Origin of the sequence: Variovorax sp. 278MFTsu5.1, from assembly GCF_048305045.1 — a bacterium.
GTDB lineage: Bacteria > Pseudomonadota > Gammaproteobacteria > Burkholderiales > Burkholderiaceae_C > Variovorax > Variovorax guangxiensis.
Genome location: NZ_CP157622.1, coordinates 1,697,798 through 1,717,888, shown reverse-complemented (window position 1 = coordinate 1,717,888; position 20,091 = coordinate 1,697,798). Strand labels below are relative to the sequence as shown.

Here is a 20,091-nt window from a genome sequence, read left to right as displayed (position 1 = left end):
TACCCCCGGAAAGCCGGAAGTTCCAGCCACCCCGACAACCAGGATCTACGGAAGAAGCGCATGAGCTCGAAGCAACCCACCATCGTCTACACCCTCACCGACGAGGCGCCCCTGCTGGCGACCTACGCGTTCCTGCCGATCATCCGCGCCTTCACGAACCCGGCCGGCATCAACGTCGAGACCAGCGACATTTCCGTGGCGGCCCGCATCCTGGGCGAGTTTCCCGACTACCTGAGCGACGAGCAGAAGGTGCCCGACAACCTCGCCGAACTGGGCAAGCTCACGCTCAAGCCCGAAGCCAACATCATCAAGCTGCCCAACATCAGCGCCTCGGTGGCCCAGCTCAAGGCGGCCATCAAGGAACTGCAGGGCAAGGGCTACAAGATTCCCGACTACCCCGAGAACCCGACCACGGATGAGGACAAGGACATCCGCGCGCGCTACAACAAGTGCACCGGCAGCGCGGTGAACCCTGTGCTGCGCGAAGGCAACTCCGACCGCCGCGCCCCCAAGGCCGTGAAGGAATACGCGCGCAAGAACCCGCACAGCATGGCCGACTGGAGCCAGGCCTCGCGCTCGCACGTCTCGCACATGCACGGCGGCGACTTCTATCACGGCGAGAAGTCCATGACGCTGGACCGCGCGCGCAACGTCAAGATGGAGCTCATCACCAAGAGCGGCAAGACCATCGTGCTCAAGCCCAAGGTCGCCCTGCTCGACCGCGAGATCATCGACTCCATGTTCATGAGCAAGAAGGCGCTGCTGGCCTTCTATGAAAAGGAGATCGAGGACGCGCACAAGACCGGCGTGATGTTCTCGCTGCACGTGAAGGCCACCATGATGAAGGTCTCGCACCCCATCGTGTTCGGCCACTGCGTGAAGATCTTCTACAAGGAAGCCTTCGAGAAGCACGGCAAGCTGTTCGACGAGCTGGGCATCAACGTCAACAACGGCATGGTCGACCTCTACAACAAGATCGCCACGCTGCCGCAGAGCACGCAGGACGAGATCAAGCGCGACCTGCACGCCTGCCACGAGCACCGTCCCGAGCTGGCGATGGTCGACTCGGCCAAGGGCATCACCAACTTCCACTCGCCCAACGACGTGATCGTGGACGCCTCCATGCCCGCGATGATCCGCAACGGCGGCAAGATGTGGGGCGCCGACGGCCGCCTGAAGGACGTGAAGGCCGTGATGCCCGAATCGACCTTCGCCCGCATCTACCAGGAGATGATCAACTTCTGCAAGTGGCACGGCGCCTTCGACCCCAAGACCATGGGCACCGTGCCCAACGTGGGCCTCATGGCGCAGAAGGCCGAGGAATACGGCTCGCACGACAAGACCTTCGAGATCGCCGAGGACGGCGTCGCCAACATCACCGACCTGGACACCGGCGAAGTGCTGATGAGCCAGGAAGTGGAGCAGGGCGACATCTGGCGCATGTGCCAGGTCAAGGACGCCGCGATCCGCGACTGGGTGAAGCTGGCCGTCAACCGCGCGCGCAACTCCGGCATGCCGGTGGTGTTCTGGCTCGACGCCTATCGTCCGCACGAGGCGCAGCTGATCACCAAGGTCAAGATGTACCTGCACGAGCACAACACCACGGGCCTGGACATCCAGATCATGAGCCAGGTGCGCGCCATGCGCTACACGCTGGAGCGCGTGGTCCGCGGCCTGGACACCATCAGCGCCACCGGCAACATCCTGCGCGACTACCTGACCGACCTGTTCCCCATCATGGAGCTGGGCACCTCGGCCAAGATGCTGTCGATCGTTCCGCTGATGGCCGGCGGCGGCATGTACGAGACCGGCGCGGGCGGCTCGGCCCCCAAGCACGTGCAGCAGCTGGTGGAAGAGAACCACCTGCGCTGGGACTCGCTGGGCGAATTCCTCGCGCTGGCCGTGAGCCTGGAAGACCTGGGCCTGAAGACGAACAACAAGAAGGCGACCATCCTCGCCAAGACGCTGGACACCGCCACCGGCAAGCTGCTCGACAACAACAAGAACCCATCGCCCAAGACCGGCCAGCTCGACAACCGCGGCAGCCAGTTCTACCTGGCGATGTACTGGGCGCAGGAACTGGCCGCGCAGACCGAAGACCTCGAACTGCAGGCCGCCTTCAGCAAGCTGGCCGAGACGCTCGCGGCCAACGAGAAGAAGATCGTCGACGAACTCGCCGCCGTGCAGGGCAAGCCGGTGGACATCGGCGGCTACTACCTGGCCGACCCGGTCAAGTTCTCGGCCATCATGCGCCCGAGCGCCACGCTCAACGCGGCGCTGGCTTCGGCCTAAGAAGGCCGATCGACATCGTGCGGATGGCAGTCGCCATGAAGCCCTTCAGGCTCGCGATGCTTCCCGCCGTGCTGGCCCTGGCCGGCGCGGCGGGCACAGCCCGTGCGGCCGAAGACTGCGAGGCCCTGCGCACCCGCATCGAATCGAAGATCGCCGCGAGCGGCGTGGCGCGCTTCACCGTCACCGTCATCGATGCGAACGCATCGGCGAACGGCCAGGTGGTGGGCAGCTGCGAGCTCGGCACGAAGAAGGTCGTCTATCTGAAGGACGCGGGGGCCGCACCGGCTCCTGCTCCTGCATCCATCCCTGCATCTGCCCCGACGCCTCCTGCTACGGCTGCGGCCCAGGGCGCGGACGAACCCATGATCACCGAGTGCAAGGACGGCACTGTGACCATGGGCGACTGCAGAAAGCAGTAGCGGCAAGCTGGCGGCGCCTGCCGCCCGGCCCAGCCCCATCCATTGTTACGGCCGGAGTCTTCCGGCTCGTCAGCCCTTCGCCACCACCCGCGCGATCCACGCGAGCAGCACGGCCTCGACCTCGTCGCGGTTGGTCTCGTTCAGCGCCTCGTGACGCGCGCCGCCGAACACGTGGCATGACACATCGCGCAGCCCCGCCTGGCGATATCGCTCCACCAGCGGATAGAACCACTCGGCCTTGTTGCTCACCGGATCTTCGCCGCCGATGAACAGGTACAGCGGCAGCTCGGGGCGGATGGTCTTGCGCATGGCCTCGGGCGTCAGGGCGTCCAGCTTCGCGAACATCGAACCCAGCCCCTCCGGCGAGACCGTGAAGCCGCACAGCGGGTCGGCGATGTACGCATCGACCTGCGCGGGGTCGCGGCTGAGCCAGTCGAAGGGCGTGCGCACGTCGGGCAGCGCGGCATTCATGTCTTCGAGCTTGAAGCCCGACTGCAGCGCGGTTCCCAGCAGGTCGAGCGCCGAGGTGCCCGACAGTGCCGCGCCCGCGAGCAGCGAACCGTGCTCGACGAGGTAGTACTGCAGCGCGAACGAACCCATGCTGTGGCCCAGCAGGATCAGCGGCAGCCCGGGATGCACGCCTCGCACGTGGCGGCTCAGCAGCGCCATGTCGTCCACCAGCCCGGCGAACGCGCGCGGCCCGAACTCGCCCAGCTCACCGCGCGCCTGCGCACCCTTGCCATGCCCGCGATGCTCGTTCGCATACACCACGTACCCCGCGCGCACCAATGACTCGGCCAGATGCCGGTAGCGCAGCGAATGCTCGCCCATGCCATGCGCGAGTTGCACGATGGCGCGCGGCGCCGTCGCCGTGCCCAGCCACCGATGGACCTCCACCGTGACGCCGTCGTTGGCGGTGAGCTCGAAGTGGGTCTCGGTGGTCGGCATGCAGTGCTCCATACAGTGATCGATGGAGCCGATCCTAGGGGCTGGTGAGTGGCGCTTCGATCAGGGGTTTCCTGCTTTTGTCGCGTGGTGGACAGCCAGCAAGTGCGACATCTTTTTCAACGCCGCCTCCGGCGTAGCCTCGATGTGAATCGAACACGCCAGCATCAGGTTCAATTGCTGCCCGAAGTCCTCGACCGCGATGCTGGTTCCGGCTTCGCGCAGCACGCCGTTCGCGTCGACTTCGCACTGCAGCGCGGCGCGCACGCGGTCTGCGTAGCTGCCTTCGGGAACGCCGTAGGCCACGACCGGGATGCCCAGCGCGATCGCCGCGCCGACCTCGAACACGGTGCCCGAGTCGGGCTCCATGCCCCTGAAGCTCGCAAGATTGGCGACGACGCCGTCCGCGCCGCGAAGGCGCTGCATGTTGGCTTCGTAGATCTGCTTCTCGGGCGCCTCGGAGCTCAGCTCTTCGTTGCCGTCGGCCGGCAGCAGAGCCGCAAGGCCGGCTGCGTCACAGATGGCCGACAGGCTGACGAAATGCGCCCTGGCGTCGGGGCGAAAGACGTCCGGCCCCGCGAGGTAGATGCGCGGGCGGGCCGTGTTCCGGGGAGGCTGATTGTCCATCGGCGCAGCATCGGCGATTTCGGGCTCTTGCTCAATCCTTGCGACATGGTGCAAAGCGAATTACCGATGGATGCATCGGCCCGCCGCCCCTGCCGCTGCTGCTTCGGGGAATCAGGCAAGAAGCTCGCACGAAGCGCCAAACGCTCCGCTTGAGCCTTCTCTACCGCGAAAGCACTACGCGGCCCCGAGCGGCCGAAGCGGCGGCCGCGGTCGGCACCGCGTTTTGCAGGATCAGGCAAAAACCGCGTTCGATTCGTCTACCGCTTCGGGCTCGCGAAAACGCACACTTCTCTGCATGCCCGGCCCACGCTCATTCCAGTGTGCGCCCCACGGCAGACAGATCAGCACGAGGAGTTCACCATGACCACGATCCAGGAAAAAGTCGTACTCATCACCGGCGCGAGCAGCGGCATCGGCGAAGCGACCGCCAGGCTGCTTGCGCGGCGCGGCGCCAAGGTGGTGCTCGGTGCGCGCCGCACCGACAGGCTCGCCTCGCTCGCGGCCGAGATCACGGCCACGGGCGGAACGGCGAGCTTCCAGCGGCTCGACGTGACGCACCGGCCCGACATGGAAGCGTTCGCCGAATTCGCGCTCGAGACGCACGAGCAGATCGACGTGCTCGTCAACGCCGCGGGCGTGATGCCGATGTCGCCGCTGTGGAACCGCAAGATCGAGGAGTGGGAACTCATGATCGACGTGAACCTGCGCGGCGTGCTGCTGGGCATCGCGGCGGTGCTGCCGACGATGCAGGAGCAGGGCTGGGGCCACATCGTGAACGTGGCGCCGGTGGCGATGCACGGGCTGTCGCCGGGCTCGGCGGTGTACCACGGCACGCAGTACGCGGTGAACGCGATCTCCGAGGGCCTGCGGCAGGAGCATGCCGGCCGGCTGCACGTGACGGTGGTGAGCCCCGACGTGCACGGCCCCATCGATCCGCTGGCAGAGCGCATCGCGGCCAGCTACGCGCGCGAACGCATGCGCACCAACCGGCGCATCGCGGTGCCGGTGGATGCGGTGGCGCGCTCGATCGCGGGGGCCATCGAGGGCTACGGCATCACCGCCGGCGCAGTGCGCCCGCCCGCCAGGCAACATCAGCAGCAGCGGCCGCGGCCGGCCGAATACGCTCAGTAGGCTCAGTAGGTCTTGTAGGGCAGGAACTTGCCCGACAGCACCACGTTGACGCGGTCGCCCTTCGGGTCGGCCTCGCGCTGGATGTCCATGCTGAAGTCGATGGCGCTCATGATGCCGTCGCCGAATTCTTCATGGATGAGCTCCTTGATGGTGGTGCCGTACACGCTCACTACCTCGTACCAGCGGTAGATGAGCGGATCGGTGGGCACCGGCGTGGGCAGCGAGCCCTTGTAGGGCACCACCTTCAGCCACTTCTGCTCCTCGGCGGTGAGGCCGAAGATCTTGCCGACGATCTTCGCCTGCTTGTCGTCGAGCGTCATCTGGCCCAGGCAGGCGGCGGTGGTCCACTCCTTCGAGAGGCCCACCTTCCTGGCCACGTCGGCCCACTGGATGCCCTTGCTGACCTTGGTGGCGATGATTTTCTCGGTGACGTCGTTGCGGTTCATGGGGTCTCCTGTTGAGTGAGCTCAGGCAAGCAACAGCCATGCCGGGGTCTTGCCCCCTCTCCCCCTCGGGGAGAGGGTTGGGGTGAGGGTGCGTCGGCGATGGATGGAGCGCGGCGGCATTGGCGCTCCGGCCCTCACCCTGACCCTCTCCCCGAGGGGAGAGGGAACAACACGAGGTCAGCGCGCCCAGTGGAACTTGCGGTCCGATTCCTTGATGGGCTGGTCGTTGATGCTCGCGAAGCGCCTCTGCATGAGGCCGTTCTCCGCGAACTCCCAGTTCTCGTTGCCATGGCTGCGATACCACTGGCCCGAATCGTCGTGCCATTCGTACTCGAAGCGCACCGCGATGCGGTTGTCCATGAAGGCCCAGAGCTGCTTCTTGAGGCGGTAGTCAAGCTCGCGCGTCCACTTGCGCGACAGGAACTCCACCACCTGCTCGCGGCCGTTGACGAAATCGGCGCGGTTGCGCCATTCGGTGTCGGGCGTGTAGGCCAGGCTCACGCGGACGGGGTCGCGCGAATTCCAGGCGTCTTCAGCGGCCTGGACCTTCTGGATGGCGGATTCGAGGGTGAAGGGCGGCAGCGGCGGGCGTGATTCCATGGTGGTTCTTTCGATGGAGGTTGAAGGGGAATGCGCCGGAATGTGCCACATGTAGACAGACCTGTCTACATGCCTACAATCGCGCCATGGACATCTCTTCCATCTCCGAACTGCCGGCGCGCGAGCGCATCCTGCGCACCGCGCACGACCTCTTCTACGCCGACGGCATACGCGCCACCGGCATCGACCGCGTCATCGCCGCGTCGGGCGTCACCAAGGTCACCTTCTACCGGCACTACCCGTCGAAGGACGACCTGGTGCGGGCCTTCCTCGATCACCGCCACGGCCTGTGGATGGCATGGTTCGTCGATGCGCTCGGCCGGCTCGGCGCGCAGCAACGCATCGGCGGCGGCCAGGCGCTGGAGGTGCTGGCCGACGCGATGGCCGAGTGGTTCGCCGACCCGGCCTTCCGCGGCTGCGCCTTCATCAACTCGGTGGTCGAGGTGGGCGGCAGCGTGAGCGGCGCGACCGACATCTCGCGCGAGCACAAGCGCGAGATGGTCGAGGTGATCGCCGGGCTGCTGCCCGAATCACTGGAAAGCCCGCGCCGCATGGCGGTTGCGCAGGCCGCCGCGCTGGGCGTCGACGGCGCCATCGTCAAGGCGCAGATGGGCGGCGCCGCGCTCGCGCGCGAAGCGGTCGACGACCTGCGCCGGCTGCTTCAGGCGCTGGCGGCCACGCTGCCCGCCTCGACAGCCGCTACTTCACGACCATCAGCGTGAACGGCCACACGTAGGCCTGCAGCGTCACGTAGAAGCCCACGAGGCAGGCCAGCGCAATGGAGTGGAAGAACACGTAGCGCAGGATCTCGCCTTCATGGTTGAACCAGCGCGTGGCGGTGGAAGCCACCACGATCGACTGCGCGTCGATCATCTTGCCCATCACGCCGCCCGAGCTGTTGGCCGCGCCCATCAGGTTGGGGCTCAGGCCGAGCTGGTCGGCCGCCACCTTCTGCATGCCGCCGAAGAGCACGTTCGATGCGGTGTCGGAACCGGTGAGCGCCACGCCCAGCCAGCCCATCAGCGTGCCGAAGAAGGGATACAGCACGCCGGTGTTGGCGAAGGCCAGGCCCAGCGTGGTGTCCAGCCCCGAGTAGCGCGTGAGCGTGCCCAGCGCGAGCATCAGCACGATGGTGAGCAGCGAGAACTTCACCAGCCACAGCGTGCGTCCATAGGCGGCCACGAGCTGGATCGGGTTGTACTTCATCACCAGCCCGCCCACGATGGCCGACACCAGGATGCCGGTGCCCGTGGCCGAGAGCAGCAGCAGCTGATAGACCGCGCCCTCCTTCGTCGGCTTGGGCACCACCGGCGCCACCTTCTCGACCATGTTGTGCAGCCCCTCGATGGGGAAGCTCGGCGCGAAGATGCCGTTGAGCCAGGTCTTCACCGAGGGCAGGCCCCAGATGAACACGAACACGGTGAGGATGAGCCACGGCGTCCAGGCGCGGATGACGGCGGCGCTCGAATGCTTCGTCGGCGCGACGGCCGCGGACGCCTCGCCGCCGTCGGCCTCGTGTCCCTTGAGCGACACCGAGGTCCAGACCTTCTTCGGCTTCCACACGCGCAGGAACGCGACCAGGCACACCATCGAGACGATGGCCGCGATGATGTCCACAAGCTCCGGCCCGATGTAGTTCGACACCAGGAACTGCGGAATCGCGAAGGACACGCCCGTGACCAGGATGGCCGGCCACACCTCCATCATTCCCTTGCGCCCCGCGAAGGCCCAGATGAGCCAGAACGGCACGAGCAGCGAGAAGAACGGCAGCTGCCGCCCGATCATCGCGGTGACCGCCATCAGGTCGTAGCCATGCACCTTGGCCAGCGTGATGACCGGCGTGCCCAATGCGCCGAAGGCCACCGGCGCGGTGTTGGCGATGAGCGAGAGCCCCGATGCCGCGAGCGGCGAGAAACCCAGCCCGATGAGAATGGCCGCGGTGACCGCCACCGGCGTGCCGAAGCCCGCCGCGCCTTCGAAGAACGCACCGAAGGCGAATGCGATGAGCAGCAGCTGCAGCCGCCTGTCTTCCGTGATGCCGGCGATGGAGTCCTGCAGCACCTGGAAGCTGCCGTTCTGCTGCGTGAGCTGCTGCAGGAAGATGATGTTCAGCACGATCCAGCCGATCGGCAGCAGGCCGGTGATGCCGCCGAGAAAGGCCGCCTTGCCCGCCATGTCGGCCGGCATGCCGAAGGCGAACACCGCGATGAGCACCGCGCTCAGCAGGCCCAGCCCCGCCGCGTAGTGCGCCTTGACGTGAAGCAACCCGAGGCACACCAGCATCACCACCACCGGTATCGCGGCCAGCGCCGTCGATACGATCATGTTGCCGAAGGGGTTGTAAACCTGTTGCCAGACCATTCGCTCATCTCCTGTTGTTATGGAAATTCTTCTGAGCCGGTGCTTCGGCCGGGCAGGGCCGGAAGCGTTCGATACCATCCTACCCCGCTACCCCTCACGACAAAAGATGGTTTCTCCGCGTCTCCCCTCGACCCAGGGCCTGCAGGCCTTCGAGGCCGTCGCGCGGCTGCGCAGCGTGAACCTCGCGGCCGAGGAGCTCGCCGTGACGCCCAGCGCGGTGAGCCACCGCATCCGCCAGCTCGAACTGCTTCTGGGGCTGAAGTTCTTCACCGGCAGCGACTTCAGCCTCAGCGCCGACGGCATGGCCTACCTGGCGCGGGTGCGCGAGGCCATCTCGGCGCTGCGGCAGGTGCCGGGGCGCGAGCCCGAATCGCAGGTGCGGCGGCTGCGCGTGGCGGTCACGCCGACCTTCTCGCGCCAGATGCTGCTGCCCCGGCTGGCGCGCTTTCGCGATGCATACCCGAACATCGAGCTGATGCTGCAGGTGACCATGCCGGTGCGCAACACCACGGTGGAAGAGGCCGACATCGAGCTGCGCTTCGGCACCGGCCCCTTCCACGACCGCGAGTTCGTCCAGCTGCTGGCCGACGACGTGTCGCCGGTGTGCAGCCCCGCCTACCTCGAACGCCACGGCCCCTTCGAAAGCTTCGAGACCGACGCCGAGGTGTCGCGCGCGCAGCTGCTGCGCACGCCGCTGGAATCGTGGCGCACCTGGTTCAAGGCCTGCGGCATCGGCCTGCCGGAGCCCGCCACGGGCCACCAGTTCAACGACCTCGGCCTGGCGCTCGACGCTGCCGCCGAGGACTTCGGCGTGGTGCTGATGCACCTGCGCCTGGGCAGCGCCTGGCTCGACAACGGCCGGCTGGTGCGGCTGTCGCAGCGCAGCGTGCCCTCGCCCAACGCCTACTTCCTGTGCTGGAAGCCGGGCGCCATGGAGCGGTGGGAGTGCGCGACCTTCGTCGAGTGGCTGCGCGAGGCGCTGCGCGAGCGGGCGGCCTGAATTTTTTTCAGCAGCAGGGTCGGAATTTTTCAGATGTGGCCCCGGAGCGCCTGCTGATAATGGCCGGTTAGCTTCCGCCGATCCACCAAGAGAACCCGCCAGGAGACCGCCCGTGCCCGACCTTTCCAAGATCACCAACATCGAAGACCTGCGGGTGATCGCCAAGCGGCGCGTGCCGAAGATGTTCTACGACTACGCCGACTCTGGCGCGTGGACGGAGGGCACCTACCGCGCCAACGAGAGCGACTTCCAGAAGATCAAGCTGCGCCAGCGCGTGGCGGTGAACATGGAGGGCCGCTCGCTGCGCACCACCATGGTCGGCCAGGAGACCGCGATGCCCGTGGCCATCGCGCCCACCGGCCTCACCGGCATGCAGCACGCCGACGGCGAGATCCTGGGCGCGCGCGCCGCCAAAGCCTTCGGCATTCCGTTCACGCTGTCGACCATGAGCATCTGCTCGCTGGAGGACATCGCCGAGAACACCGACCGCCATCCCTTCTGGTTCCAGCTCTACGTGATGAAGGACCGCGACTTCATCGAGCGCCTGATCGAGCGCGCCAAGGCCGCCAACGTGACCGCGCTGCAGCTCACGCTCGACCTGCAGATCCTCGGCCAGCGCCACAAGGACATCAAGAACGGCCTGACCGCGCCGCCCAAGCCCACCATCAAGAACCTCATCAACCTGGCCACCAAGCCGCGCTGGTGCATGGGCATGCTGGGCACCAAGCGCCGCACCTTCGGCAACATCGCGGGCCACGCCAAGGGGGTGAAGGACCTGTCGTCGCTGTCGTCATGGACGGCCGAGCAGTTCGACCCCGCGCTGAGCTGGGCCGACGTGGAGTGGATCAAGAAGCTCTGGGGCGGCAAGCTCATCCTCAAGGGCGTCATGGACGTGGAGGACGCGCGCCTCGCGGCCGCAAGCGGCGCCGACGCGCTCATCGTGTCGAACCACGGCGGGCGCCAGCTCGACGGCGCCCCCTCCTCCATCGCGGCGCTGCCCGCCATCGTCGACGCGGTGGGCACCGAGATCGAGGTGTGGATGGACGGCGGCATCCGCAGCGGGCAGGACGTGCTCAAGGCCCGCGCGCTGGGCGCCCGCGGCACGCTCATCGGCCGCAGCTTCCTCTACGGCCTGGGAGCCTTCGGGCAGGAGGGCGTGACCCGCGCGCTGCAGATCATCCAGAAGGAGCTCGACATCACGATGGCCTTCTGCGGCCGCACGAACATCGACGAGGTCGATTCGAGCATCCTGCTGCCTGGCACTTTCTGAGCCTGCAGGGCTTCACCGGAAGGCCCCTGCGGAGGTAGGCCGATGCGGCATCGGCCGACACGCGGTCCCTTCGTGCCGGCGCAGAATGTTTTGGAAACAACAACATTGCCTGCACGGCACAAGAAGGCACCATGAGCGCAGTCACGCCTACCTCGGGAGGCCCAGCGGCCTCTGCTTCATCTCCCCCGCACTACACGGCAGAAGAAAAGCGCCACCGCGTCTTCGCGATCATGGCGGCCTCCTCCGGCAACCTGGTCGAGTGGTTCGACTTCTACGTGTACGCCTTCTCGGCGCTGTACTTCGCGCCGGCCTTCTTTCCCAAGTCCGACCCCACCGCGCAGCTGCTGAACACGGCCGGCGTGTTCGCGGCCGGCTTCCTCATGCGGCCCATCGGCGGCTGGCTCTTCGGGAGGCTGGCCGACCGGCTCGGGCGCAAGACCTCGATGCTGATCTCGGTGACGATGATGTGCGGCGGCTCGCTCGTCATCGCCTGCCTGCCCACCTATGCGCAGATCGGCGCGTGGGCGCCTTTCCTGCTGCTGGTATGCCGGCTGTTCCAGGGGCTCTCGGTGGGCGGCGAATACGGCACCACCGCCACCTACATGAGCGAGGTGGCGCTGCGCGGCCAGCGCGGCTTCTTCTCTTCTTTCCAGTACGTCACGCTGATCGGCGGGCAACTGCTCGCGGTGCTGGTGATCGTGGTGCTCGAACAGTTGCTGACCGAGGCCGAGCTCAAGGCCTGGGGCTGGCGCATTCCCTTCGTGATCGGCGCCATCGCGGCGGTGGTGGCGCTGCTGCTGCGCCGCACGCTGCACGAGACGCAGACCGACGAGGCCAGGAAGAACAAGGAAGCCGGAAGCATCGGCGGCCTCTTCAGGCACCACACGCCGGCGTTCCTCACGGTGCTGGGCTACACGGCCGGCGGCTCGCTGATCTTCTACACCTTCACCACGTACATGCAGAAGTACCTCGTTAACACGGTGCACCTGCCGATCAAGACGGCAAGCTACGTCATGACATGCGCGCTCTTCGTCTACATGTGCATGCAGCCGGTGTTCGGCGCGTTGTCCGACCGCATCGGGCGGCGCAACAACATGCTGCTGTTCGGCGGCCTCGGCGCGCTGACGACGGTGCCCATCCTGACCGCGCTGCAGCACACGACCAGCCCCCTGCTGGCCTTCGTTCTCATCATCGCGGCGCTGGCCATCGTGAGCTTCTACACCTCGATCAGCGGCATCGTGAAGGCGGAGATGTTCCCGCCCGAAGTGCGCGCCCTGGGCGTGGGGCTGGCCTACGCGGTCGCGAACGCGATCTTCGGCGGCTCGGCCGAATACGTGGCGCTGGGGCTCAAGTCACTGGGACACGAGTCGGCCTTCTTCTGGTACGTGAGCGCGATGATGGTCATCGCCTTCCTCGTGAGCCTCAGGCTGCCGAGGCAGGCGAGCTACCTGCATCACGATCACTGACGCAGGAAGAAAAGAGGGCTGAAGGGCTGAGGCGGGCTACTCGGCCTCGCCCAGCCGCTGCGCCACCTGCTGCCTGCCCAGTCCGCGCACGGAGGCGAGGCTTTCGAGTTGCGCGGCCCGGGGCCGGGCCTTGCCCTGTTCCCAGTGGTAGATCGTCTGGCCCGACACGCCCACCAGCTTTCCGTAGGAAGCAGCGGAGATACCCAGCTTCGCCCGGTGGGAAGCCAGCCTGCCCGCGCTGAACCTGCGCTTCGGTCCGTCTTCGCCGGACTCGTCTGGCTCGCTCGCGCGCGCGCCGCGCGACGTGCCCTTGGCGACATTGCGCAGTTCCTTTTCCAGCGAGCTTATCTGGCGGCGCAATGCAGCAATGGCCGCGCGATGGTGAACAGATGCCTTCTTGAGGGTTTCCATTTCCGCGCGAACTTCCTTGCGGGCCACGCGCGAAATCTCCGATTTAAGAATGGATGCAATATTTGGCATGGCGGCATTTTGCCCAGCAAATGTAAACACATGGCAAAAATACCGAGCCCCGATCAAATTTGAATCTTTTGATTACAAACAGAATATCCGCGTCATTGCGGTCCATTTCTCGCCTTCCGGCGTCCATGGCGTGGGCGCCTGGAACTTCCACATCAGCTCTTCCCATTGCCTGATCTTCGGGTCGCTGCGCGTGGCAAGCGCCATCGCCTCGGGGTCGTGGCGCGCGTCGTCGGTTTCCATCAGCATCACCATGCGCGTGCCGAGGCGATGGATTTCCATGGCAGTCACGCCATGCGCCTTCAGGTGTTCGCGCACCTCGGGCCAGATATCGCGGTGATAAGCCTCGTATTCGGCGATCAGCGCTGGGTCGTCCTTCAAATCGAGGGCCAGGAAATGGCGCATGCACAGCTCCAGGAAAAAGCTTCGAGACGATCAGGTCAGTGCCCGGTCCAGATGCGTGTATCCGCCATCCACGAACACCCATTGCCCCGTGGTGTGCGAGGCGCGCTCCGAGAGCAGGAACACGACGTTGTCCGCGATCTCCTCGGGCGTGGTCATGCGCCGACCCAGCGGGATTTTGTCGGTGATGTCGGCCAGCTTGCGGTCGGGTTCGTCGAAGGCGGAAATCCAGCGCTGGTAGAGCGGCGTCATCACTTCAGCCGGGATCACCGCGTTCACGCGCACGCCGTCTTCCAGCAACGAAGCGGCCCATTCGCGCGTGAGCGACAGCTGCGCCCCCTTGGCCGCCGTGTAGCCGCTGGTGTTGCCTTGTCCCGTGACGGCCGTCTTCGACGAGATGTTGACGATGGCGCCCTTGCTGGCCTTCAGGTGCGGCAGGCAATGGTGCGCCATCACGTAGCAGTGGATGAGGTTTCGCTCCAGCGAAGAAACGAAGGCATCGCGCCCCGCCTCGAGCCCCACGCTGTCGTTCACGCCCGCGTTGTTGACCAGCCCGTCGATGCGGCCGAACGCGGCGGCCGTGTCGGCAATGGCCTTGACGCAGGCGGCCTCTTCCATCAGTTCGAGCTGGAAGAAGCGCGTGCGAGGCTGCAGCTTGCGCAGCGCTTCCTCGAAAGGCGCATCGAGCGGGTTCTTGCCGAAGATCACCGGCACCGCTCCTTCCTGCGCCAGCGTCATCGAGATGGCCGCGCCGATGCCGCTGCCGCCGCCGGTGACGATCACCACCTTGTCCTTCAGATGCAGGTCCATGCCTGGCGATGCCTTTCCTTGCTGTCTATCCCTTGAAGCGGTACTGCTCCAGCGACTGCGGCTTCATCGTGATCGAGAAGCCCGCGCCCTTGGGCGGCATGTAGGCCGCGTTGCGAACCTCGCAGGGCTCCACGAAATGCTCGTGCAGATGGTCGACGTACTCGGCCACCCGGCCCTCGCGCGTGCCCGAGATGCAGAGGTAGTCGATCATCGACAGGTGCTGCACGTACTCGCACAGCCCCACGCCGCCCGCGTGCGGGCACACGGGCAACCTGTACTTCGCGGCCATCAGCATCACCGCCAGGATCTCGTTCACGCCCCCCAGCCTGCAGGCGTCGATCTGCACCACGTCGATGCCGCCACGCATGATGAACTGCTTGAACATGATGCGGTTCTGGCACATCTCGCCCGTGGCCACCTTCACCGGCGCGATGCCCTCGCGGATCCTGCGGTGGCCTTCCACGTCGTCGGGGCTGGTGGGTTCCTCGATGAACCACGGCTTCGCGAAGGCGAGCTGCCGCACCCAGTCGATGGCCTGCCCCACTTCCCACACCTGGTTGGCGTCGATCATCAGATGCCGGTCGGGCCCGAGCACCTCGCGCGCCACCTTCAGGCGGCGGATGTCGTCCTGCAGGTCGCGCCCCACCTTGAGCTTGATGTGGCTGAAACCCGCGTCGATCGCCTCCTGCGCGAGCCGCCGCAGCTTCTCGTCGGGATAGCCCAGCCAGCCGGCGGAGGTCGTGTAGCAGGGGTAGCCCTCGGCCTTGAGCGTGGCGATGCGTTCTTCCTTGCCCTTCGATGCCTCCCGCAGCAGCGCTAGAGCCTCGTCCGGCGCGATGCAGTCGGTGATGTAGCGAAAGTCGATGCAGCGCACCAGTTCCTCGGGCGACATGTCGGCCACCAGCTGCCACACGGGCTTGCCTTCGGACTTGGCCCACAGGTCCCACATCGCATTGACGATCGCGCCGGTCGCAAGATGGATCGCGCCCTTGTCGGGGCCGATCCAGCGCAGCTGGCTGTCGGAAGTCACATGCCGCCAGAAGCGCCCCATGTCCTCGGCCACCCATGCAAGGTCGAGCCCCACGACCAGATGCCGCATCGCCTCGATCGCCGCGCAGCAGATCTCGTTGCCGCGTCCGATGGTGAAGGTGAGCCCATGGCCCTCCAGCCCCGGCTGGTCGGTCTCGAGCACGACGTACGCCGCCGAGTAGTCCGGATCGGGGTTCATCGCATCCGAGCCGTCCAGATGCTGCGAAGTGGGAAAGCGCACGTCTAGCACGCGCATGGAGCGGACGATGGTCATGGGTTCCTATGGGTTCTTTCTTCGCCTGCGGATCAGTCGTACAGCACAGCCGCGATCTTGGGATCGGCGATGTTGGTCTTGTCGTACCAGAAGAAACCGGTGTCGACGATCTTCGGCAGCTTCTCGCCCTTGACGGCCTTCACCGCCATCTCGACGGTCTTGTAGCCCATGCCCACCGGGTTCTGCGTGATGGCGCCAGCCATGCTGCCGTCCATGATGGCGTTCTTCTGCTGCTTGCCGGAGTCGTAGCCGATGACCACCACCTTGCCGGTGCGCTTCATCTCGCGCACGCCGTTGACCACGCCGATGGCCGAGCCCTCGTTGGCGCCGAAGATGCCCTTGAGGTTGGGCGATGCCTGCAATATCGACTTGGTGATCTCGGTCGACTTCAGCTGGTCGCCGCCGCCGTACTGCACGCTCACGATCTTGATGTTCGGGTAAGCCGACTTGATGCGGTTGACGAAGCCGTCGCGCCGGTCCACGCCGGTGCGGCTGGTCTGGTCGTGCACTACCAGCGCCACCTCGCCGCTCTTGCCGATGAGCTCGGCCATCTTGTCGGCGGCCAGCGCGGCGGCGGCCTTGTTGTCGGTGGTGGTCGTGGTCACCGGAATGTCGCTGTCCACGCCCGAGTCGAAGGCCACCACCGGGATCTTCGCGGCCTGCGCCTTCTTCAGCAGCGGAATCGCGGCCTGGCTGTCGAGCGCGGCGAAGCCGATGGCCTGCGGCTTCTTGGCGAGCGCGGCCGAGAGCATGTCGATCTGCTTGTCGACCATGGCCTCGGTCTCGGGGCCTTCGAAGCTCACCTTCACCTTCAGGTCCTTGGCGGCCTGCTCGGCGCCTGACTTCACGGCCTGCCAGAACTGGTGCTGGAAGCCCTTGGACACGAGCGGGATGTAGATCTCCTGCGCCTGCTGTGCCTGCGCGAGTGCCGACACACCGGCAAGGGCCGCGCCCAGCGCGCAAGCGACGACTGTTCTTCTCTGGATCATGCGATGTCTCCTGTGGTTGTGGGGAACGAACGGATCGGGATCGGAAACGGGCGGGAGTTCAGCGCGCCTTGCTGCCGCTGCGGCGGCGCAGGATGTCGGCGTACACGGCCAGGATGATGATCACGCCGGTGACCACCGTCTGCCACTCCTGCGCCACCGAAAGAATGCGCAGGCCGTTGGTGAGCACGCTCATGATGAAGGCGCCGATGATCGTGCCCACGATGGTGCCGGTGCCGCCGCTGAGCGAGGTGCCGCCGATGACCACCGCCGCGATGGCGTCGAGCTCGTAGCCCTGCCCCAGCGCGGGCTGCGCCGAGTTCAGGCGCGATGCGATCAGCAGGCCCGCGATGCCGCAGATGCCGCCGCTCACCGTGTAGACCACGATCTTCCAGAAGTCGGTGTTCACGCCCGACAGGCGCACCGCCTCCTCGTTGCTGCCGAGCGCGAAGGTGTAGCGCCCGAGGATCGTCCTGTTGAGCACGATGCTCGCGGCCACCGCCACCAGGAACAGGATCAGCACCGCGTTGGGAATGGGCAGCGAGGGCACGATGTCGCCGATCAGCGAGTCCTGCGAGATGGCGGTGAAGCCCGGCGTGTCGTTGAAGTAGATCGGCTTGGTGCCCGAGATCACCAGCGACAGGCCCTTGAGCAGCATCATCATGCCCAGCGTCGCGATGAAGGGCGGGATCTTCAGCTTGGCGATCAGCAGCCCCGAGACGAAGCCGCTGAGCGCGCCGAAGAAGATGGCCGCGCAGATGCCCAGCCACAGCGGCATGCCCATGTAGGTGAGCACCACGCCGGTCATGACGGCGCAGAAGGTCATCAGCGTGCCCACCGAGAGGTCGATGCCCGAGGTGATGATGACGAAGGTGCAGGCGATGGCGAGCACGCCGTTCACCGCGGTCGACTGCAGGATGCCCACGAGGTTGTCGGCCTGCAGGAACTGCGGCGACGCGAAGCTGAAGAACACCATCAGCGCGACGAGGCTGGCGAAGGCCAGCAGCTTCTGCCGCGTGGCGGGGCGCAGGAGCCTGTCCTTCAGCGTCTTCGGCGAGAAGCCCGCTGCGGTGGCTGCGGTGGTCACGGTGGGGGTCGTCAAGGGCAGTCTCCAGTCGTGTCGTGCGTGGTCAAGGGGCGGCGTGCGCGGTCTCGCGCCGGGTGGCGAGCTGCATGATCCTTTCCTGCGAGGCCTCGCGCGCCGGGAGCTCGCCGGTGATGCGGCCCTCGCACATCACGAGCACGCGGTGGCTCATGCGCAGCACCTCGGGCAGCTCCGAGGAAATGATGACGATGGCCTTGCCCTGCGCGGCCAGCTCGTTGAGCAGGCGGTATATCTCCGCCTTGGCGCCCACGTCGATGCCGCGCGTGGGCTCGTCGAAGAAGAGCACATTGCAGTCGCGCAGCAACCACTTCGCGATGACGATCTTCTGCTGGTTGCCGCCCGACAACAGCCGCACCTGCTGGCGCACCGACGGCGTCTTGATGCCGAGCTGCCGCACATAGCGCTCACCGGCCGATTCGACAGCCGCCTGATCGATGAGGAAGCCCGCCGACAGGAAGCGCTTCATGCTCGCGAGCGCGATGTTGGTTTCCACGTCCATGCCGGTGACCAGGCCGAAGTGCTTGCGGTCCTCCGACAGGTAGCCGATGCCGTGGGCCACCGCATCCTCGGGGGAGCGGATCGACACCTTCCGCCCCTGCACGAGGATTTCGCCCGCGTCGATGCGGTCGGCACCGAACACGGCGCGCGCCAGCTCGGTGCGGCCCGCGCCCATCAGCCCCGCGAAGCCGAGTATCTCGCCGCGCCGCAGCACGAAGCTCGCGTCGCGCACCATCGCGCCCCGGCAGATGCCCCTGGCCTCCAGCACCACCTCGTTGCCCGAGGTGTCGGGCATCTCGTGCCCGGCTTCGGCGAGCTGGCGACCGACCATCATGGCGATGAGCGTGTCCATCGGCGTCGTCGCCATCGGCACGGTGGCGATGTACTGGCCATCGCGCATCACGGTCACGCGGTCGGCGATGCGCTTGAGCTCGTCCATCTTGTGCGAGATGTAGACGATGGCCACGCCGCGCGAACGCAGGCGCCCGATGATGCGGAACAGGTCTGCCACCTCCTCGTTGTTCAAGGCGGCGGTGGGCTCGTCCATGATGAGCACGCGCGAGTCGAACGACAGCGCCTTGGCGATCTCCACCATCTGCTGCCGGGCCACCGTGAGTTCGCCCACCGGCGTGCGCGGGTCGAGCTTGAGGTTCATGCGCTCGAAGATGCGCTGCGCCTCGCCGCACATGGCCTCCTCGTCGATGAAGAGGCCGAAGCGACCGCGCGGCTCGCGGCCGATGAAGATGTTCTGCGCGGCGCTCAGGTGATTCATCAGGTTGAGCTCCTGATGGATGATGCCGATGCCCAGCGCCTGCGCGGCGCGCGGGCTCTCGATGTCCACGGGCCGGCCGTCGAGCAGCACCTCGCCGGAGTCCTTGCGGTAGACGCCCGCGAGCACCTTCATCAGCGTGGACTTGCCGGCCCCGTTCTCGCCCATGAGCGCATGCACCTCGCCGGGCAGCAGCTCGAACTGCGCCCTGTCGAGCGCGCGCACGCCGGCGAAGGACTTGCTCAGGTCGCGAATGGTGACGATGGGTTGCGTCATGAGGGGTCCTGAATCGACGCCAGGCCGTAGAAGCGCTGGGCGGTGCCGTGCCACACCTCGGCCTGCTCGTTGGGAGAAAGGCCGCCGATGCAGGCTTCGCTCACCGCGACCCAGCCCGCGTAATCGCCGGCCAGCGTGAGCACGGGCCAGTCGCTGCCCCACATCAGGCGCGCCGGGCCGAAGACTTCGAGCAGGTGCTCCCACACGGGGCGAACCGCCTGTGCGAAGGCATCCGCATCGCGCTGCATCGCGGGCGGCGCCTCGGTCCACAGGCCCGAGAACTTGCAGCAGACCTGGGGCAGCGCGGCCATGGCCGCCATGTCTTCGCGCCAGCGGGCGAATTCTTCGCTGCCGTGCGCGCCCACCGGCGGCTTGGCCGCATGGTCGATCACCATCGGCAACTGCGGCCAACGCTTCGCGAACTGCAGAACCCACGGAAGGTGACGCGGGTTCGCGAGCGCGTCGAAGCGCAGGCCGAGCTTCAGCATGGCGTTCACCGCATCGGGATGCGGGCGGCGCGCGATCCAGTCGTCGTCGGGCAGGTCCTGCAGCATCGGCCGCACGCCCTTGAATTTGGGATGCCGGGCCATCCGCTCCAGCGAGGCGGCGGCGTCGGGCCGGCTCAGGTCGACCCAGCCGACCACGCCGCCGATCTCCTCGCGGCTGCCCGCGAGATCGAGCATGAAGTCGGTCTCGGCGTGGGAATCGGCGGCCTGCACGAGCACGGTCCGGCTCACGCCGTGGGCATGCAGCAGCGGCTGCAGGTCTTCGGGCATGAAGTCGCGCAGGAGCGGCGCCAGCGCGGGCACGTCGGCGCGCAGCCACGTGTAGTCGCCGCGCGCGGGCCGCCAGAAGTGCTGATGCGAGTCGATTCGCTGGATCATTTCGGGTCGCGGGCAGCGCCTGGC

20 protein-coding genes are annotated in these 20,091 nt (G+C 66.6%); 7 read left to right on the top strand and 13 right to left on the bottom strand.

The window, feature by feature from the left end; genetic code table 11:
- Nucleotides 1-60: 60 nt before the first annotated feature.
- Complete coding sequence (locus ABL844_RS07595) at nt 61-2,292, top strand: NADP-dependent isocitrate dehydrogenase (protein ID WP_184635420.1); 2,232 nt, start codon at nt 61-63, stop codon at nt 2,290-2,292.
- Between the two features lie 23 nt (nt 2,293-2,315).
- Nucleotides 2,316-2,711 carry a DUF1161 domain-containing protein gene (locus tag ABL844_RS07590; RefSeq protein ID WP_418130914.1) on the top strand — a complete coding sequence of 132 codons (396 nt, stop codon included), beginning with the start codon at nt 2,316-2,318 and terminating at the stop codon, nt 2,709-2,711.
- Between the two features lie 69 nt (nt 2,712-2,780).
- Here the strand turns inward: ABL844_RS07590 and ABL844_RS07585 are convergent, their stop codons facing one another.
- Together ABL844_RS07585 and ABL844_RS07580 are read right to left on the bottom strand one after the other, a co-directional pair.
- Complete coding sequence (locus ABL844_RS07585) at nt 2,781-3,659, bottom strand: alpha/beta fold hydrolase (protein ID WP_418130913.1); 879 nt, start codon at nt 3,657-3,659, stop codon at nt 2,781-2,783.
- 60 nt (nt 3,660-3,719) lie between these two features.
- The gene (locus ABL844_RS07580; RefSeq protein WP_418130912.1) at nt 3,720-4,283 is read right to left on the bottom strand and encodes a nucleoside 2-deoxyribosyltransferase; all 564 of its coding nucleotides are present in this window, start codon (nt 4,281-4,283) and stop codon (nt 3,720-3,722) included.
- Between the two features lie 360 nt (nt 4,284-4,643).
- Here ABL844_RS07580 and ABL844_RS07575 point away from each other — a divergent pair, with 360 nt between their 5' ends.
- Nucleotides 4,644-5,414 carry an SDR family oxidoreductase gene (locus ABL844_RS07575; RefSeq protein ID WP_369659306.1) on the top strand — a complete coding sequence of 257 codons (771 nt, stop codon included), beginning with the start codon at nt 4,644-4,646 and terminating at the stop codon, nt 5,412-5,414.
- A 2-nt stretch (nt 5,415-5,416) separates the two neighbouring features.
- Here the strand turns inward: ABL844_RS07575 and cynS are convergent, their stop codons facing one another.
- Both cynS and ABL844_RS07565 read right to left on the bottom strand, forming a co-directional pair.
- Nucleotides 5,417-5,860 carry a cyanase gene (gene cynS, locus ABL844_RS07570; RefSeq protein WP_418124944.1) on the bottom strand — a complete coding sequence of 148 codons (444 nt, stop codon included), beginning with the start codon at nt 5,858-5,860 and terminating at the stop codon, nt 5,417-5,419.
- A gap of 177 nt (nt 5,861-6,037) precedes the next feature.
- A complete protein-coding gene (locus tag ABL844_RS07565) occupies nt 6,038-6,460 on the bottom strand; it encodes a DUF1348 family protein (protein WP_418130911.1) in 423 nt (140 codons plus the stop codon).
- 86 nt (nt 6,461-6,546) lie between these two features.
- Here ABL844_RS07565 and ABL844_RS07560 point away from each other — a divergent pair, with 86 nt between their 5' ends.
- Nucleotides 6,547-7,182 (top strand): TetR/AcrR family transcriptional regulator, encoded by a 636-nt coding sequence (locus ABL844_RS07560; RefSeq protein ID WP_418130910.1) that lies wholly within the window; start codon nt 6,547-6,549, stop codon nt 7,180-7,182.
- Here ABL844_RS07560 and ABL844_RS07555 read toward each other — a convergent pair.
- A complete protein-coding gene (locus ABL844_RS07555; protein WP_418130909.1) occupies nt 7,160-8,821 on the bottom strand; it encodes an L-lactate permease in 1,662 nt (553 codons plus the stop codon). The two genes, ABL844_RS07560 and ABL844_RS07555, sit on opposite strands and share 23 nt — an antisense overlap.
- A gap of 106 nt (nt 8,822-8,927) precedes the next feature.
- Here ABL844_RS07555 and ABL844_RS07550 point away from each other — a divergent pair, with 106 nt between their 5' ends.
- From ABL844_RS07550 to ABL844_RS07540, 3 genes are all read left to right on the top strand, one after another.
- Nucleotides 8,928-9,821 (top strand): LysR substrate-binding domain-containing protein, encoded by an 894-nt coding sequence (locus ABL844_RS07550; protein WP_418130908.1) that lies wholly within the window; start codon nt 8,928-8,930, stop codon nt 9,819-9,821.
- Between the two features lie 112 nt (nt 9,822-9,933).
- Nucleotides 9,934-11,091 (top strand): alpha-hydroxy acid oxidase, encoded by a 1,158-nt coding sequence (locus ABL844_RS07545; protein ID WP_418130907.1) that lies wholly within the window; start codon nt 9,934-9,936, stop codon nt 11,089-11,091.
- Nucleotides 11,092-11,222: 131 nt separating this feature from the next.
- The gene (locus ABL844_RS07540; protein WP_418130906.1) at nt 11,223-12,557 is read left to right on the top strand and encodes an MFS family transporter; all 1,335 of its coding nucleotides are present in this window, start codon (nt 11,223-11,225) and stop codon (nt 12,555-12,557) included.
- A gap of 36 nt (nt 12,558-12,593) precedes the next feature.
- On the opposite strand, the gene ABL844_RS07535 is transcribed toward ABL844_RS07540, so the two are convergent.
- The 8 genes from ABL844_RS07535 to ABL844_RS07500 all read right to left on the bottom strand — a co-directional run bounded on the left by ABL844_RS07535 (nt 12,594) and on the right by ABL844_RS07500 (nt 20,067).
- The gene (locus ABL844_RS07535; RefSeq protein WP_126022565.1) at nt 12,594-13,037 is read right to left on the bottom strand and encodes a helix-turn-helix domain-containing protein; all 444 of its coding nucleotides are present in this window, start codon (nt 13,035-13,037) and stop codon (nt 12,594-12,596) included.
- Nucleotides 13,038-13,109: 72 nt separating this feature from the next.
- Nucleotides 13,110-13,439, bottom strand: coding sequence for an L-rhamnose mutarotase (locus tag ABL844_RS07530; RefSeq protein ID WP_369659313.1), 330 nt, complete (start codon nt 13,437-13,439; stop codon nt 13,110-13,112).
- Nucleotides 13,440-13,469: 30 nt separating this feature from the next.
- A complete protein-coding gene (locus ABL844_RS07525) occupies nt 13,470-14,246 on the bottom strand; it encodes an SDR family oxidoreductase (RefSeq protein WP_418130905.1) in 777 nt (258 codons plus the stop codon).
- Nucleotides 14,247-14,271: 25 nt separating this feature from the next.
- Entirely contained in the window at nt 14,272-15,549 is a 1,278-nt protein-coding gene (locus tag ABL844_RS07520; protein ID WP_418130904.1) for an L-fuconate dehydratase, read from the bottom strand.
- Nucleotides 15,550-15,581: 32 nt separating this feature from the next.
- The gene (locus ABL844_RS07515) at nt 15,582-16,538 is read right to left on the bottom strand and encodes an ABC transporter substrate-binding protein (RefSeq protein ID WP_418124935.1); all 957 of its coding nucleotides are present in this window, start codon (nt 16,536-16,538) and stop codon (nt 15,582-15,584) included.
- 58 nt (nt 16,539-16,596) lie between these two features.
- Nucleotides 16,597-17,637: an ABC transporter permease gene (locus ABL844_RS07510; protein ID WP_184635385.1), complete on the bottom strand. Its 1,041-nt coding sequence runs from the start codon at nt 17,635-17,637 to the stop codon at nt 16,597-16,599.
- 28 nt (nt 17,638-17,665) lie between these two features.
- On the bottom strand, nt 17,666-19,183 hold the full coding sequence (locus ABL844_RS07505; RefSeq protein WP_418130903.1) for a sugar ABC transporter ATP-binding protein: 1,518 nt from the start codon (nt 19,181-19,183) through the stop codon (nt 17,666-17,668).
- Entirely contained in the window at nt 19,180-20,067 is an 888-nt protein-coding gene (locus tag ABL844_RS07500) for an amidohydrolase family protein (protein WP_418130902.1), read from the bottom strand. The genes ABL844_RS07505 and ABL844_RS07500 overlap by 4 nt, the downstream gene beginning before the upstream one ends.
- Between the last annotated feature and the right edge of the window lie 24 nt (nt 20,068-20,091).